This is a genomic window from Cyclobacterium sp. SOCE241, assembly GCF_056867545.1.
Window position 1 is genome coordinate 1,814,449 of the sequence record NZ_CP149779.1, and the last position, 16,096, is coordinate 1,830,544.

Below are 16,096 nucleotides of genomic sequence, written 5' to 3' on the forward strand. Positions count from 1 at the left end.
AGGTGGTCCTTGCTGAACAGACATTTCTGGGTCAAGAAGTGGTAGTATCAGCATCCCGGGTAGAGGAAAGCATCCTCCAATCGCCGGTTTCCATTGAAAAAATGGATATTTTGGACATTAGGGAAGCTCCCGGAGATTCATATTATAAAGCCATTTCAAATTTAAAGGGAGTAGATGTCACTAGTTCCTCCATTAATTTTCAAATATTAAATGCCAGAGGTTTTAACTCAACAGGAAACACTAGATTTGTTCAGCTCACAGATGGAATGGACACTCAAGCTCCTTCCTTAAATTTCCCAATTGGCAATCTCAATGGACCTTCTGAACTGGATGTGGAAAGTATCGAGTTTATCCCGGGCGCCTCCTCTGCCCTTTATGGGCCCAATGCTTTTAACGGTATGCTTTTGGTAAATAGCAAAAACCCATTTGAATACCAAGGCTTAAGTGCTTACTACAAGCAAGGAATTAACCATATAGGAACCAGTCCAGGAGAACCCGGTTCCCCTAAACCTATGTACGAAGGAGCCATAAGATACGCCAAGGCCTTCAATAACAAATGGGCTTTTAAAATCAGTGCATCATTTATGCAGGCTGAAGATTGGTATGGCAATAATTCAACAGATTTAAATGCCATATCCCAAGGAGACCTACCCTTCAACCCCGGAGCAAATTTAGTACATACTTTTGGAGATGAGGTTTCCAATAACATTGGTCTTTTAAGGAATGTAAGTGCCATACAACAACAAGCAAATCAATTAGGCTTAGGGGCTTATATTGGGAGTATTCCGGATCAGGTAGTTTCCAGAACCGGCTATCCGGAGAGAAACTTGGTTGATTATGGAGCAAGCAATTATAAAGTAAATGGCGCCCTCCATTACCGGATCTCCGACAATGCAGAGGTATTTTATTCTTTAAATTATGGTTCAGGAACCTCCATTTATACAGGGGCTCAAAGGTATTCATTAAATGAATTCTTTATCACCCAACATAAACTAGAACTTAAAGGGGATAATTATTTCGTTCGCAGTTATACAACTAGGGATAATTCGGGTAAATCCTATATTTCAGATTTGAATGGAATATTGATCAACGACATCTGGAAAGACAATTCAACATGGTTTGGTGAATATACGCTCAATTATTTAGGCGCGCTGGCCAATCAACAGGTGGCCCCCGGAAGCTTGGGCACTACAGCACAACAAGTAGCAGCGCACCAATTTGCCCGCCAGCAAGCGGATAATGGGAGGTATCTTCCCGGAAGTGCTGAGTTTAATAATACTGCTCAAAACATTAGTAGTGAATATATTCCCGGTGGCTCACTGTTTTACGACAGATCAAGAATGTACCTGACAGAAGGCCAGTATGATTTTAAAAACGAAATAGATTTCATGGATCTTCAGGTTGGTGCATCCTATCGAATATATGACCTTCGGTCAAATGGGACAATCTTTGCCGATGGGGATGGTAATGACATTACCATCAGCGAAATAGGCGGTTACGCACAAGCTACCAAACGTTTATTGAAAGAGAAATTAAAGTTAATAGGTTCATTGAGGTACGATAAAAATGAAAACTTTGAAGGGCAATTTAGTCCTAGGATTTCTACAGTATTCACCGAAAACAACCACAATTTCCGATTGTCCTATCAAACTGGTTTCAGAATGCCAACCACCCAAGCCCAACATATAGACTTGAATGTGATTTCTGCTCGGCTAATAGCCGGTTTACCCTACTATAGAGACAAATATCAGATTTTTGAAAATGGATATTCCTTAGCATCAGTTCTGGATTATACTGCGGCGGTGGCAGAAGGTGCTAGCCCAATCGGTTCCACTGCAACCGGTTTATTGGAGCCGGTAACCTCTCTTCCTGCCTTAAGGCCTGAAAAAGTTAAAGCCATAGAGGCCGGTTATAAAGGTTTGCTTATGGAAAACAGGTTATTGATTGATTTTGCTTATTATTACAATCGATACAACAATTTCATTTCTCAAACTGCAATTAGAAAAGCGCCGGGACCTGTTTACCCCGGTGCTGAACCAGGGTCGGATGAGGGTGCAATTAATGCCGTGAATGCACCAAGCCTTCTTACCCCGATAACAACTCCCGGACAGGAAAATACTTTTCAGACCTATACCAATATCGTGGACAGAGAAGTACGTGCACATGGCTTGGTTTTAGGTGTGAACTTTAATCTACCTGGAAATTACACTATAGGAGGAAATTACAATTATAATAAGCTATTGACAGCATTTGAGGCAGGATTCCTGTCTGAGTTTAATACTCCTGAACATAAAACCAATATTGTCTTTGGCAATAGAAAATTAACCGACAAGGTAGGGTTCAATTTAGCCTATAGATATCAATCCGCCTTTAGGTGGGAATCAAGCTTTGCCAGAGGAGATGTACCGGAAATACACAACCTAGATGCTCAGGTTTCTTATAAGGTTAAGTCAATGAAGTCAATCTTAAAATTAGGTGGATCCAATGTGCTTAATAACAGGTATTTCTTAAACTTTGGTGGACCAACCTCAGGAGCCATTTACTACCTATCCATCACTTTCGATGAACTATTAAACTAAACCAAGAAATCCATGAAACGATGTATTTTCCTTATCAATTATTTGGCCATTGGTTTATTATTTTCATGCCAATATGAGTTCCCGGAGCCCGAACAATTAAGCCCTGATTCGGGTCAGGCAGATTTCACAAAAATGGTGACCATAGGAAGTTCAATCACTGCCGGGGTGATGGATGCAGCATTGTACAATCGCTCTCAACAAAACTCCTATGCTGTTATATTGGCCCAACAAATGAAAGAAGCCGGAGGCGGGGAATTCAATGTTCCGGACATCAATGCAGAAAATGGAGACTTGATCCTTAGTGCCACAGGAGGAAACCTAGGGAGATTGATCCTTACCCTCAATCAAACCACCGGGAGCATCTTGCCTACACCTATAGTACCGGGAGATGCCCTAACGGCATTTTCTGGAGATAAAACCACATTAAACAATTTTGGTGTGAACGGTCTTTCTCTGGCAGCGGCCTTACTCCCGGCATCAGGTAACATTCAAGAACCATCAAACCCCTTGTTCAATCCATATTACGCTCGATTTGCCAGTGACCCCGGTAATTCAACTCCTATTGGAGATGCCGCATCAGCCTTGGCTAATGGTGGTACCTTCTTCGTATTTTGGTTGGGTAAAAATGATGTTTTACCTTACGCCCTAACCGGAGGTGCAATTCCTGAACTATTAACCAGTGAACAGGATTTCTCTCTTCGGTATCAAACTGCCTTAGGCACTATGTTACAAGCAAACCTAGAAGCAAAAGGAGCCATAGGTAATATACCAAACATCAATGAACTGCCTTATTTCAGTACTGTTGCTTGGAATGCATTACCCTTGGACAATACATTGGCTGTCCTAGCCAATAGTGTTTTTACAGACTATAACAATGGTCTCGACAATTTGGCAACTGCCGGTATGATTAGTGTTTCTGAAAGAGATCTAAGGAAAATAAATTTTACTGCAGGACAAAACGGATTTGTAATAGATGACAAAACATTAACTGATCTATCAGAAATGGGTCTTCCTTCCATCAGACAAACCAATATTGAGGACAAGGTTGCCTTGACCACCGGACAAATTCTGGGGCTAAGCCCAGGGGGACCCAACTTTAATTTATGGGGTTACAGTGCCAATTGGGGACAGTTATATTCTTCTCCCTTCAGAACAAGAAATAATGGAGGAGAAAATAAATGCTTTCAATCAGATTATCACTACTACAATTTCAGCCAACGAGGACCGCTTGGTATTGGTAGATACAAAAAATCTTTTGGAAAGAATCGGTCAAAGTACAGAAACCGCAAATGGTATTGCTCTTTCCAATTCTATTTCCCCTCCCTATGGCGTCTTTTCTACTGATGGAGTTCATCCAAATGCACGTGGAAGTGCTGTGGTAGCCAACCATTTTATTGAAGCCATCAATGACAAATGGAATAGCACTATTCCTAAGGCCAATCCAAATGCTTATATTGGCAATGATTTGCCCCGTTAAATATCATGAAGACAGGTACCATTATATTGTCTGCCGGAAATTCCAGCAGATTAGGTAAACCAAAGCAACTAATTCCCTACAATGGGACTACCCTCTTGCAAAATATTGTTGACATAGCATTGGAGGCTACAAAGGGTCCTGTATTGCTGGTAGAAGGGGCCGGCACTTATCACCTTAAACCACATCCCAGGTTAATAAAGGTAGTGAATTATAATTGGGAAAGAGGTATGGGGAGTTCATTGAAGTTAGGTTTAAATACTTTAATAAATCAAGAAAAAATTACAAATGTCTTGGTGCTATTATCAGATCAACCTATGGTAAGTAAAACACTAATTCAAAGCCTAATCCTTAAGAAATCTGAAAATCACCAACCTATTGTTGCTTCATTTTATCAAAATATGCCGGGAGTACCAGCTATTTTTGATCAATCTGTTTTTCAGAAATTAAGGTCAATACCTGATAAAGTAGGTGCAAAAAAGCTACTGTTAAGCCATACCGAGCAACTTTCCTTGGTTAGGTTTGATGCAGGAAATATTGACATTGACAGTCCCGAAGATTTAAGGGCTTTAATAAATTCAGATTGGAAGCATTTTAAGGGGTAAATAGTAACCTATAAAATCAATCGCCACAAGTACCATTCAACTGGTCTATATAAAGTGGACCAAGGAAAACAGCACTTGTGGCGAATCTAGTTAAACCCGAAATATGCAATAGCCCTACTATTACCTGATGAAATCGCTTCAAAATCAACTATTATGTTGCTGGTTACTACCCTGCCTATTGGCAGATAGGTTCACCCCATAGCAATGTTAGGCTAAACCTCCTAAAAACCTGATTTTCTTGCGCTTTCAACCCGCACTGAGAATGGTCGGTAATACTACTGAATAAACCGGTTAAAAGAATTTAGTTTAAGGTTACAGAAGCATCCAATAAGGAAGCTGCAGCTTCGTCAAGGTATATGCCACAATCTGGGTGATTTTGCAATATACTTGCCGGAAATTCAGGGCTAACTTCATTTTCAAGACATGCTTTTACTGCTTTGGCTTTTCTTTCATCCGGCACGGAGCATATGATTTTTTTAGCTTTCATGATCTGTTGAATAGACATACTAATTGCTTTTTCAGGTACATCTTCCAAAGTTGGGAACCAGCCTTCACCAAACTGTTGCTGGCGACAAGCAACATCAAGATCTACCACCAAATAAGGGGTCTCAATATCGAAATCAGCCGGTGGATCATTAAAAGCCAAATGGCCGTTTTCTCCTATTCCAACCATTGCTACATCTATAGGCGATTGACTTATAAGCTCATTTAGCCGGCTGGTCTCTTCCTTCGGATCTTTTTCCCCATCAATCAAATGGTAAGCTTTCAATTGACCTACCTTATCTAAAAATCTTTCTTTCAAGTATTTTCTAAAGCTGGCAGGATGGGTAATTGGTAGCCCCAAATACTCATCCAAGTGAAACATTGTGACCTTGCTCCAATCGATCTCCTTATAGGTTAATATGGTTTCAATGGTTTCAAATTGACTAGTACCAGTAGCCAAAATTATATTTGCCTCCCCATTCTCTTTAATTGCTTCTAAAATAGCTTCAGCAGCATGGTCTCCTGCCAATTTACCCATTTCAGCCGGGTTTTTTCGATTATAAATCTTCATTTAATTTGGTGTTTTTAAATTGATAATGAATCGACCTTTTATCGCCAATTCATTTTTAGGTTAAATACAAATAGTTAAAAATTAATACAATATGTGATGCCTTCCATCAGGCTAAATTCTCCTATAACTTTGGGGTTAATAATCATCTTTAATCAATTTCTTTTGAAAGGTTTATTTTCATTTACTAAAATCAATATGACTTTGATTGTTTTTTATCTTAAAGAGTGGCGGCAATTATGCACCTACGCCCTGCATGTGGCCAATTATTCAACTCAGTTTTTAAACATTCCAATACTATTTTACCATATATAAATAAAATCGACCACTAATTTCCCCAAATTAATTATAACTAATGAAAATTAAATAGCTTTTTTATTTCATATATTTAGAATAAATTGGCACTTTAAGGTATTCAATTAACTCGTCCAATTTACTGAAAGTCTTTGTCATGACAAATACTCCCATCAATCAAAAAGAATCACCGTTAAGTACTCCCCCATCTTCCTCTCAACCGACATCTAAAAGACTACTCTCTATTGATGCATTAAGAGGTTTTGACATGTTATTAATTGCAGGAGCCGGAGCCTTTTTGGTATTATTAAAAGGTAAAACCGGTATTCCTGCCATAGACTGGATTGCCGGACAATTCTACCATCCTGCTTGGAATGGATTCTCATTTTATGACTTTATCTTTCCACTTTTCTTATTTATTGCCGGAGTTTCGTTAACGTTCTCATTAAATAAAGGAAGAAATCTTGGAATGTCCAAACCAACCCTTTATAAAAAAACATTTTCGAGGATGTTGGTGCTTATTCTCTTGGGTATTTTGTATAAAAATTCACCTGTGCCTATTTTTGAACCTTCCCAAATTAGGTATGGTAGTGTTTTGGGTCGTATAGGGATAGCTACGTTTGTAACCACTTTGGTTTATTTAAATTTTGATTTTTACAAAAGATTAGGAATTGCCATGGCTATCCTAGTGCTTTATTATGCCGCTTTATTTTTAATCCCTGTCCCCGGTTATGGGGCCGGAGATTTAAGTATTGAAGGGAATTTAGTAGGTTGGTTTGACCGCACTTTTATGCCGGGTATTTTAAAGCAAGAAATCTATGATGAATTGGGTCTCTTGACACAAATACCGGCACTCTGCCTAACAATCTTCGGTACATTAGCTGGAGAAATCCTTACTAAAGCCTGGTTAGACACTAAAAAAATAAAACAATTGGCTATCGCAGGAGTAATTAGCCTCACCCTGGGTTTGATTTGGGATTTACACTTCCCAATTAACAAGCACCTTTGGAGCAGTTCCTTTATACTATTGACTAGTGGAATGGCATTCCTGACTTTGCTATTGTTCTATGTCGTAATAGACGTATGGAAAATTAGAAAATGGGCATTTTTCTTTCAAGTGATCGGGCTTAATTCCTTGACCATTTACTTTGCCTTCAGCTTTATCAACTTTCGTTTCACAAGTGAAAAATTATTTGCAGGCTTATATGCCCCGCTTCCCGAAGAATGGCACCCTGTTTTTCAAGCCTTTGGAGCACTACTTCTGGTGTGGGTATTTTTGTACATCTTGTACCGTCTGAAAATTTTCGTAAAGGTTTAGTAAGGTTAAAGGTCGATTTCAGGTAATATATCTGACATTTAAAATTATAAATCCCCTTCTCTAACTGATCATCTTTTGAAGGAAGAGTTGGACGAAGGGGATTTTAATGACCTGATAAAATTTAATCGCTTATTTTATTTTTTGGGCGATGGCAGAAGCTATACGCATAAGGGCTTTAGTTTCTTTGTCATTAAACTCATACGGATCCTTTTTCGCAATACCTAAAGTACCATATAGTTTCCCTTCAACAATCATTGGAGCTGTAATGGCTCCTTCAACCTTTGTATCCTTTGCGCCGGGCCTAACGACCCCTGAATCATCTGTTTGGAGGTTACAAACTTGAACCGCCTCCATCCTTTCTGCTGCTATTCCTGCCATTCCTTTCCCAACCGGAATTGTACTCATATTTGGCAATAAAAAATCAGGAATTCCCACTTGAGCTTGAAGTTCCAATAGTCCTGTATCTTGATTCAATACATGCAAGGTACCTGTCACACAATCAAATGCAGATAGCGTCTCTTCCAGCCAGGTCTGCCAGGCCAATTCATTCGCTTTTATAATCTTTTGGGATAGGTCAGTCGTGGTTTCCATTATCAAATTAATTTCGTTTTCTATTTAAATATTTCAATTACAATTATAAACAAATCGTATTTAACCTTTAAGGTTATTTTTATAAATTCGAACGAATAAACGACTATGCCATGCAGCTTTTTTATGAAGAGGAGATTAACGGGGATGTATTTACTTTGGATTCACAGGAATCCAATCACTTAGGAAAGGTTCTAAGAAAAAACATCGGGGATACTGTCTTATTTACAAATGGTAAAGGGTCTTTATTTACCTGTCAAATTGAAGACAATAATCCTAAAAAATGCCGTCTTAAGATTGTAGAGCAACTCTTCACTCCCATGGAGAAATTCCACATCCATTTAGCCATTGCTCCCACCAAAAATATGGATCGAATGGAATGGATGCTTGAAAAAATCACAGAAATAGGTTTCAATGAAATCACATTTCTAAAAACTGCCCACATCGAAAGGTCGAGATTAAAATTAGACCGCCTGCAAAAAAACTTGTATCAGCTTGTAAACAAAGTTTTAAAACCTGGTTACCGAATATAAATCCTATTGTTGACTACGAGAAGTTTATTACGAATCCTGCTTTCCATGCCCATGAAAGATTTATTGCTTATGTGGACAAAGACAATGATCAACACCTTATGAATCAAGCATCTATTGGTCAATCTTATCTTGTTTTAATTGGTCCTGAGGGAGATTTCAGTCCCGGGGAAATCTCACTAGCTATAGACAGTGGATTCAAGCCCAGCTCCTTAGGAAAGCACCGCTTAAGAACCGAAACTGCGGGTTTGGTCGCTGTTCATACTTTAAACTTATTGAATTTAGGGCAGTAATGTATTAAAGAATTTAAGGGATTAGGAGGAGTGGTTATTATCGTAATAAATCAAAGCACGATCTAGATCTTCAGGAACATCTATGGCTACAGCCTGATGATGGGTAGCCACCATTTTAATTCGAATACCATTTTCCAACAACCTTAATTGTTCAAGCATTTCAATATTTTCCAAGGCGGACTTTTCCCACTTGGTAAATGCCATCAACAATTCTTTTTTATACGCATAAATTCCTATATGTCGATAATATTGTGGTGAAGATGCATCATTCCTTTTATAAGGTATCGGAGAACGACTAAAGTAAAGTGAGAAACTTTCCTGATCTGTAACCACCTTAACAATATTTGGATTGTTTATTAAGCTCAGTTCGGATATTGGTGACATTAAAGATGCCACTTCCACCTTCTCATCTTTAAAGGCCTGAACCAAGTTTGAAAGGGATTCCCTGTCTTGAAAGGGCTCATCCCCCTGTACGTTAACAATAATATCAGCATTAATAGATGCAGCAGCCTCAGCAATCCTATCAGATCCACTTTCATGGTTCTTTTGGCTAAAAAACACTTTTCCTCCTTCATTTCTAACAGCTTCAGCGATTGACTCATGGTCTGTAACTACCATTACATCATCAAAAACATTGGTAGCTATGGTACTTAAATAAGTTCTTGCGATCAATGGCTTTCCTCTTAAATCTGCTAATAATTTTGCAGGAAAACGTGTGGCTCCAAACCTTGCGGGAATTAAGGCTATGGTCTTCATTTACTTCATTTACTAATTAAACTCTCACTGGTTATCAGCGTTTTACATTTTTATATTTCATAGATTTTGTCCGAAATCAATGAAATAAGAATTATATTAACAGCAAAGCTAAGCAATTTGAGAGCAATTAAGGGTAAAAAACAATATCTTTATTGAATGCCTAAAGCACTAACAAAATAATTTAGTCATGAAACACTGTTACAAACTTCTGGTCTTTTACACATTATTTTTGATGACCACAAACTGGGCTTTATCACAAGCCATTAAAGGCTATGATAAGGCAGCCTATGACATTCCTATGCGAGATGGAGTTCACCTTCACACCATCGTCTATAGCCCCAAAGATTTATCGCAGCCCTATCCTATATTGATGCAAAGGACACCTTACAGCGCCGGCCCTTATGGTCCTGGAAATATGAAAAATAAGCTTGGCCCTTCTCAGTTTTTAATGAACGATGGCTATATATTTGTTTACCAGGATGTAAGAGGGCGGTGGATGTCGGAAGGATCCTATGACAACATGCGCCCTACCCTATCCAAATCAGAAAGAAATTCCAACCAAATAGACGAAAGCACAGACACCTATGATACCATAGAATGGTTGCTCGCCAATATCAAAAATCACAATGAAAAAGTAGGCCTATGGGGAATCAGCTATCCCGGATTTTATAGTGCTGCAGCCCTTCCTTTTGCCCATCCAAACCTGAAAGCCGTTTCCCCTCAAGCACCCATAGGGGATTTTTACTTTGATGATTTTCATCATAACGGTGCTTACTTATTAAGTTATTGGTTGGCCACTTCTGTTTTCGGCTACCAAAAAGACGGCCCTACACAGGAAGCATGGTATGGCATGGTGAATCCGGAAACAAATGACGGCTATCAGTTTTTTATGGATATGGGGCCATTAAAAAATGCCGATAAATGGTATGGTGAAGACAATTTTTTCTGGCAACAACTTAAAACAATCCTGATTACAACGCTTTCTGGCAAAAGAGAAGTATTATTCCACACTTAAAAGAAGTGAAGCCTGCAGTTTTAACCGTTGGGGGCTGGTTTGATGCAGAAGATCTCTATGGACCACTTACAATTTATAAAACCATTGAAAAAAATAATCCTGAGACCTACAATACCATTGTCATGGGCCCTTGGTCCCATGGAGATTGGTCAAGGGAGCCAGGATCACAGGTCATTTCAAATATTTATTTTGGTGATTCAATCTCCACATGGTATCAAAAAATATAGAACGTGTTTTTTTCAATCATTTTCTAAAAGAATCCGAAAATAGCAATCCTGCCCTTCCTGAAGCCTACATGTTTGATACCGGAAAACATAAATGGGAAAAATTTGACAATTGGCCTCCTAAAGAAAGCCAATGGAAAAGCTTTTACTTTCAAGAGAAAGGAGAGTTAACTGAGGTAACACCTGAGGGAAATAGGTTTACTACCTATGTCTCAGACCCCTCTAATCCTGTCCCCTATAGTCAAGATATTAAACTAAACTTCACTCCGAGAAAATACATGGCCGATGACCAGAGATTTGCAGCCAGAAGACCGGACGTACTGACCTTTACGAGCGAAGTATTAAGTCAAGACATGACGCTTGCGGGGGAAGTCATGGCAAACTTAAAAGTTGCCACTTCTCAAACTGATGCTGATTGGGTAGTTAAAATCATCGATATATTTCCCGGAGATCAGCCAAATCATGCCTATGTTTTAGATGGGGTGGACATGGGCAATTACCACCTATTGGTTCGTTCAGAGGTAATTAGAGGGAGGTATAGAGAAAGTTTTGAGTTTCCTAAACCCTTTATTCCTGATCAAATCACTGCTGTTGATTTCAGGTTACAAGATCTTTTCCATACTTTCAAAAAGGGGCATAAAATTCAAATACAAATACAAAGTACTTGGTTTCCCTAATTGATCGAAATCCCCAAAAATATGTACAAAACATATTTGAAGCTGAGGAAGCCGATTTTGTCAAAGCCACCCATAGGGTTTTTCATACAGAAAAGTTTGCCAGCAAAATTGAAGTAATGGTTCTTCCTTAGAATTAGAATGGTTTAAAATTACTATTTGTAGCAGAAAATACACATTTCGGCAGTTGATTTTAACTATCTTTATCTTAAAATACAATTCAGCAAGAAAAAAAGGCAAATGCCAACTCTTTTATTAATTAATAAGAGAATAGTTATTCAACTAAAACGGAGGAAACCTATGAATATCAAGGAAAAAGAAATCGTGACCTTAAAAAGGTCTTTATTAATGGATACGGAAGAAAAGCTTAACAAGCAAGTGGAAATGGAAGGCAAATCTTCTGCCTACTACCTTTCCATGGCTTCATGGGCTGAAATGCAAGGATTTTCCAATTCTGCAAAATTTCTATATGACCATGCTGAGGAAGAAAGAGGCCATATGCTTAAATTATTTAGGTATATAAATGAAGCCGGTGGCCATGCCATTCAACCTGAGATTACAGATATCAGGCAACATTTCAATTCATTAAGAGAAGTGTTCGAATTGATACTAGAACATGAAATAGAAGTAACTAAATCCATAAACAATATTGTAGACCATTGTTTCAATGTTAAGGATTTTGCTACTTTTAGCTTTATGCAGTGGTATGTAACAGAACAGCGTGAAGAAGAAACCGTTGCCAGACGAGCTTTAGAAATTTTTGATATCATTGGCGAAGAAGGGGTTGGTTTATGGACCATCGACCAAGAAATGGGCAAATTGCATGCAACCAATGATTCAGAGGTTTAACCCGAATTCGAAATAGGTATACTTTTTCCTAGTTCGAATTTAAATAATTTAACTTACTCCTTGTCAAAAGCCATCAGTATTCTAAACTGGTGGCTTTATAATTTTAATATATGAGAGACAAATAATCTAGACCTTCGTTTTTATTTACACAATCAATAAACATTTAAAAAACTACACATTAAGTTATTTAAAGCAAATCCTCACTTTGCAGAAGCACAGCACCCATCTTTTCCATTTCACCGAAAGCATCTACGGTATCATTGGGAGCCAAATTGACTCCTTTTGTGGCATCTGTAATCAAAAAGGTCTGAAAACCTAAATCCAATGCATCCAATACGGTGAATTTTACACAGTAATCTGCTGCTAAACCGGTCACAAATACTTTTTCAATCTTATACCTTTTTAAATAATCCCCCAATCCGGTATGTTCTTTTCTACCATTATCAAAAAAGCCACTATAGGAATCAACTTTCGGATTGGTTCCCTTCTTAAAAACTTCACGCCAATTATGGTTTTCAAGCCCCTCATGAAATGCTGCTCCAAAAGATCCTTCAACACAATGTGAAGGCCATAAAATTTGCTCAAGACCGTTTAATATGATGGTATCTCCCACTTTTTGGCCTTCATGGTTGCCGGCAAAACTTCCGTGGGTGGCAGGGTGCCAGTCTTGAGTTGCCACGATGAACTCAAATTTATCTTGGAGCTTATTGATCACAGGAATTACCTTATCCCCATTATTTACAGCTAGGGCTCCACCGGGCAAAAAGTCATTCTGTACGTCCACTATAATAAGAGCACTATTTTTTAGATCAACTGCCATTGTCCATAGATTTAGCTTTAAGCACCAATGCTGTCCTGAATTCATGTAGACTTGCCTCAAGGCCCACAGGATAAATATGAGGATTGATTAACCTTTTATGGGTTTTATCAAAGATGGCAAGCCTGTCTTGTGTCCTTTGCCGAATCTGCTGTATGCTAGGCCGCTCATATACCTTCTTCCCATTGACAAAAATTGGTTTAAGTAAAACCTCAGCCTCTACATTCCCAACAGAGATTTTCTTTCTCCTTGTAGGATCAATAGGATCAATTATGGTCACTTTATCTCCCTGCTCCAAACCTTCAAGGTAAATCATATCGGCTATAGCCTTCCCATTGGCAGAATACCTAAGTACATTGTGGTGGCCGGGAATATTAATTTTTATGGATTGCTGAGATAGTTTTATTTTAGGGACCCAATCTCCATTTTTACTTTTTAATGCAGACAATTTATACACCGCTCCTAAAGCCGGTTGGTCATAGGCAGTCACCAACTTCGTACCTACCCCCCATACATCAATTGAAGCCTCCTGCATTTTTAGGGAGGTAATAATGTGCTCATCTAAATCATTACTGGCCACTATCTTTACCTCCGGAAAACCTGCTTCATTTAACATATTCCTAGCCAAGTTGCTGAAATAAGCTAAATCACCGGAATCAATTCTTATCCCTTTCAGTTCTTTGCCTATATCTTTCAGCTTTCCAGCAACTTCTATTGCATGCTTGACACCTTGAACAATATCGTAGGTATCTACAAGCAAAATGGTATTGTCCGGGAAAGTTTCAGCATAAGATTCAAATGCTGTTAATTCATTCTCAAATGACATAATCCAGCTATGTGCATGCGTACCTGACACAGGAATACCAAAAAGCTTTGCAGCCATCACATTTGAAGTGGAGGAACAGCCCCCAATATAGGAAGCCCTGCTTGCTGCAAGTGCTCCATCAATTCCCTGAGCCCTTCTCAAACCAAACTCCATCACTGGATCTCCATTGGCAGCTAAGACCATCCTAGCCGCTTTGGTAGCGATTAAAGTTTGAAAATTAATGATGTTTAATAAAGGTGTTTCTAAAAGCTGACACTGAATAAGTGGGCCTTTTACCCTTACCATGGGCATATTTGGAAAAACCACCTCTCCTTCTTCTACTGCATCAATGTCACAGCTGAAGGTCATGTTTTTTAAATAGTCGATAAAACCACTTTCAAAGACCTTTTGCCCTTTTTCGTCTTTCATTTCGGCCAAAAAAGCCAGATCATTGTCACCAAAGGTCATATTTCGACAATAATCAATGATATAATCTAATCCGGCAGCTATCGTAAATCCACTTTGGAAAGGGTTTTTCCTAAAAAATAGATTGAAGATAGCTTCTTCCTCTGCTTTTCCCGCTTTCCAATAAGCATAAGCCATGGTAAATTGGTAATAATCAGTTAGCAAAGTCAGAGAACTGTGGTAAAGGTCTTTGGTTATTTTCATAAAAGTGATGCTATAAATTTCAAATTTACAGGATTAAGCGGCTTAAACCATATTTTAAGCCATTATTTTGTCTCAGGCCTCCTCGCATACAAAAAGTTTAGGATCACACCGGTTAACACCAATAACATCCCTCCATAAGTATACAAATTATAGGTTTCTTCGAAGAGAACATATCCGAATCCGAGCGCAAAAATTATCCCTAAGTAATTTAAGTTAGACACCTTGGCTAAATTCGCATTTTGGTAAGCAATGGTCATAAAATACTGAGCAAGCTGTGATAAAACGCCTACCAATAAGAGATAAAACCAATCCCGGCCTTCCGGCTGTTTCCAGTACAATATGCTAATTATTCCTGCAATTGGAATGGTAACAAGTGGAAAATAAAACACTATGACCAATGGGTGTTCTGTATTTTTTAGTCTTCTTATCACATTATAGGCCAAGCCAGAAAACAAGGCTGAAGTAATACCAATAGCTAGAAACAGACCATTGATCCTCGGGTCAAAACCTTCAATCATTATCACTCCGGAAAAGGCAATGGCAAAAAAAAAAAACTGTTTAGGTTTGACCTTTTCCTTTACAATGAAAATCCCTAAGATGCTAGTAAATATTGGACCTAAATATTGAATTGTGACAGCACTTGCTAAAGGAATGTTCTGTAAGGTATAGAAAAATGTAATCAAGCCTATAGAACCCACAATTCCTCTTATCACCAATAGCTTTTTATTATTCCCAAATACAGGTACGGACTGTTTTTTTAGATAAGGTAACTAGCAATAAAACTAAATACAGATCGAAAAAGGATAATTTCAATGGCCGGAATATGGGGTAATGTTTTTACAACTACATTCATTAGTGCGAAAAAACACACAGCCAGCAACATGTGCTTTACACTTGAATTACTCAAAATAAACGCTTTAAATAGTGAATAAAAATTCCCCCAATAAAAGTCCTTTTTGTATAAATTGGTTCCTAGAAAAAGATAAAAGCAGGAAAAGAAAACTATTTCTATCAAAAATTGTTTGAGTAATAAAAAATATGGGATTAAGAAAAGGGCAAAAAGCACCGGACTTCACATTACCTTCTACTTCAGGTTCTGATTTTAAACTTTCAAGAGATTTTTTGGTAAAGCTTGTGTAATATATTTTTATCCAAAAGATTTCACCGGAGGATGTACCGCCCAGGCCTGTGAATTTAGAGATCAATTTGAAGAATTCAGGGATTTGGATCTACCGATTATTGGGATCAGCAGAGATGATATGGAAACCCATCTTCGTTTCAAGAAATCAAATAATTTACCATTTGAATTACTTTCTGACACTTCAGGAGAGGTATGTAAAAAATACGATGCCTTAGTACCAATCATAGGCATACCAAAAAGAGTAACCTATCTGCTTGATAAAGGACACGTCATTCAAGATGAGTTTCAAGACATGTTCAATGCAAAAGCCCACATCCAAAAGATGCTTGAAAATTACTAATTATGCTATAAGTTTCGTAATCAACGTTGAAACATTTAAAAAAGGGAGGCTAAGTACCTCCCTTTTATCTGATT

Annotated in this window: 11 protein-coding genes and 3 pseudogenes; 8 read left to right on the top strand and 6 right to left on the bottom strand. The window is 38.2% G+C overall.

The window, feature by feature from the left end:
• The first annotated feature begins 2 nt into the window (after positions 1–2).
• The 3 genes from WG932_RS08870 (at position 3) to WG932_RS08880 (ending at position 4,658) form a co-directional block, all read left to right on the top strand.
• Positions 3–2,579: a TonB-dependent receptor plug domain-containing protein gene (locus WG932_RS08870; protein WP_483087689.1), complete on the top strand. Its 2,577-nt coding sequence runs from the start codon at positions 3–5 to the stop codon at positions 2,577–2,579.
• Between the two features lie 1,162 nt (positions 2,580–3,741).
• A complete protein-coding gene (locus WG932_RS08875; protein WP_483087690.1) occupies positions 3,742–4,056 on the top strand; it encodes a hypothetical protein in 315 nt (104 codons plus the stop codon).
• A gap of 5 nt (positions 4,057–4,061) precedes the next feature.
• Positions 4,062–4,658: a nucleotidyltransferase family protein gene (locus WG932_RS08880; RefSeq protein WP_339675357.1), complete on the top strand. Its 597-nt coding sequence runs from the start codon at positions 4,062–4,064 to the stop codon at positions 4,656–4,658.
• Positions 4,659–4,959: 301 nt separating this feature from the next.
• On the opposite strand, the gene WG932_RS08885 is transcribed toward WG932_RS08880, so the two are convergent.
• Positions 4,960–5,712, bottom strand: coding sequence for a glucosamine-6-phosphate deaminase (locus WG932_RS08885; protein ID WP_149392760.1), 753 nt, complete (start codon positions 5,710–5,712; stop codon positions 4,960–4,962).
• A gap of 448 nt (positions 5,713–6,160) precedes the next feature.
• Here WG932_RS08885 and WG932_RS08890 point away from each other — a divergent pair, with 448 nt between their 5' ends.
• A complete protein-coding gene (locus tag WG932_RS08890) occupies positions 6,161–7,321 on the top strand; it encodes an acyltransferase family protein (protein ID WP_014022844.1) in 1,161 nt (386 codons plus the stop codon).
• Between the two features lie 129 nt (positions 7,322–7,450).
• Here WG932_RS08890 and WG932_RS08895 read toward each other — a convergent pair whose 3' ends face one another.
• The gene (locus tag WG932_RS08895) at positions 7,451–7,912 is read right to left on the bottom strand and encodes a GAF domain-containing protein (RefSeq protein ID WP_483087691.1); all 462 of its coding nucleotides are present in this window, start codon (positions 7,910–7,912) and stop codon (positions 7,451–7,453) included.
• A gap of 110 nt (positions 7,913–8,022) precedes the next feature.
• Between WG932_RS08895 and WG932_RS08900 the strand changes: the two are divergent.
• A pseudogene (locus WG932_RS08900) lies at positions 8,023–8,732 on the top strand (16S rRNA (uracil(1498)-N(3))-methyltransferase).
• Between the two features lie 21 nt (positions 8,733–8,753).
• On the opposite strand, the gene kdsB reads toward WG932_RS08900, so the two are convergent.
• On the bottom strand, positions 8,754–9,488 hold the full coding sequence (kdsB, locus tag WG932_RS08905) for a 3-deoxy-manno-octulosonate cytidylyltransferase (protein WP_483087692.1): 735 nt from the start codon (positions 9,486–9,488) through the stop codon (positions 8,754–8,756).
• 187 nt (positions 9,489–9,675) lie between these two features.
• On the opposite strand from kdsB, the pseudogene WG932_RS08910 reads away from it, so the two are divergent.
• Together WG932_RS08910 and WG932_RS08915 are read left to right on the top strand one after the other, a co-directional pair.
• Positions 9,676–11,535, top strand: a pseudogene (locus WG932_RS08910) (CocE/NonD family hydrolase).
• A gap of 166 nt (positions 11,536–11,701) precedes the next feature.
• Positions 11,702–12,250: a ferritin gene (locus tag WG932_RS08915; RefSeq protein ID WP_041935424.1), complete on the top strand. Its 549-nt coding sequence runs from the start codon at positions 11,702–11,704 to the stop codon at positions 12,248–12,250.
• A 187-nt stretch (positions 12,251–12,437) separates the two neighbouring features.
• Here the strand turns inward: WG932_RS08915 and pncA are convergent, their stop codons facing one another.
• From pncA to WG932_RS08930, 3 genes and pseudogenes are all read right to left on the bottom strand, one after another.
• Positions 12,438–13,070: a bifunctional nicotinamidase/pyrazinamidase gene (gene pncA, locus WG932_RS08920; protein ID WP_014022850.1), complete on the bottom strand. Its 633-nt coding sequence runs from the start codon at positions 13,068–13,070 to the stop codon at positions 12,438–12,440.
• Complete coding sequence (locus WG932_RS08925; protein ID WP_483087693.1) at positions 13,060–14,541, bottom strand: nicotinate phosphoribosyltransferase; 1,482 nt, start codon at positions 14,539–14,541, stop codon at positions 13,060–13,062. Before WG932_RS08925 ends, pncA begins: the two co-directional genes overlap by 11 nt.
• 62 nt (positions 14,542–14,603) lie before the next feature.
• Positions 14,604–15,424 (bottom strand): annotated as a pseudogene (locus WG932_RS08930) (DMT family transporter).
• A gap of 256 nt (positions 15,425–15,680) precedes the next feature.
• Here WG932_RS08930 and WG932_RS08935 point away from each other — a divergent pair.
• A complete protein-coding gene (locus WG932_RS08935) occupies positions 15,681–16,022 on the top strand; it encodes a peroxiredoxin (RefSeq protein ID WP_483088606.1) in 342 nt (113 codons plus the stop codon).
• Positions 16,023–16,096 lie beyond the last annotated feature (74 nt).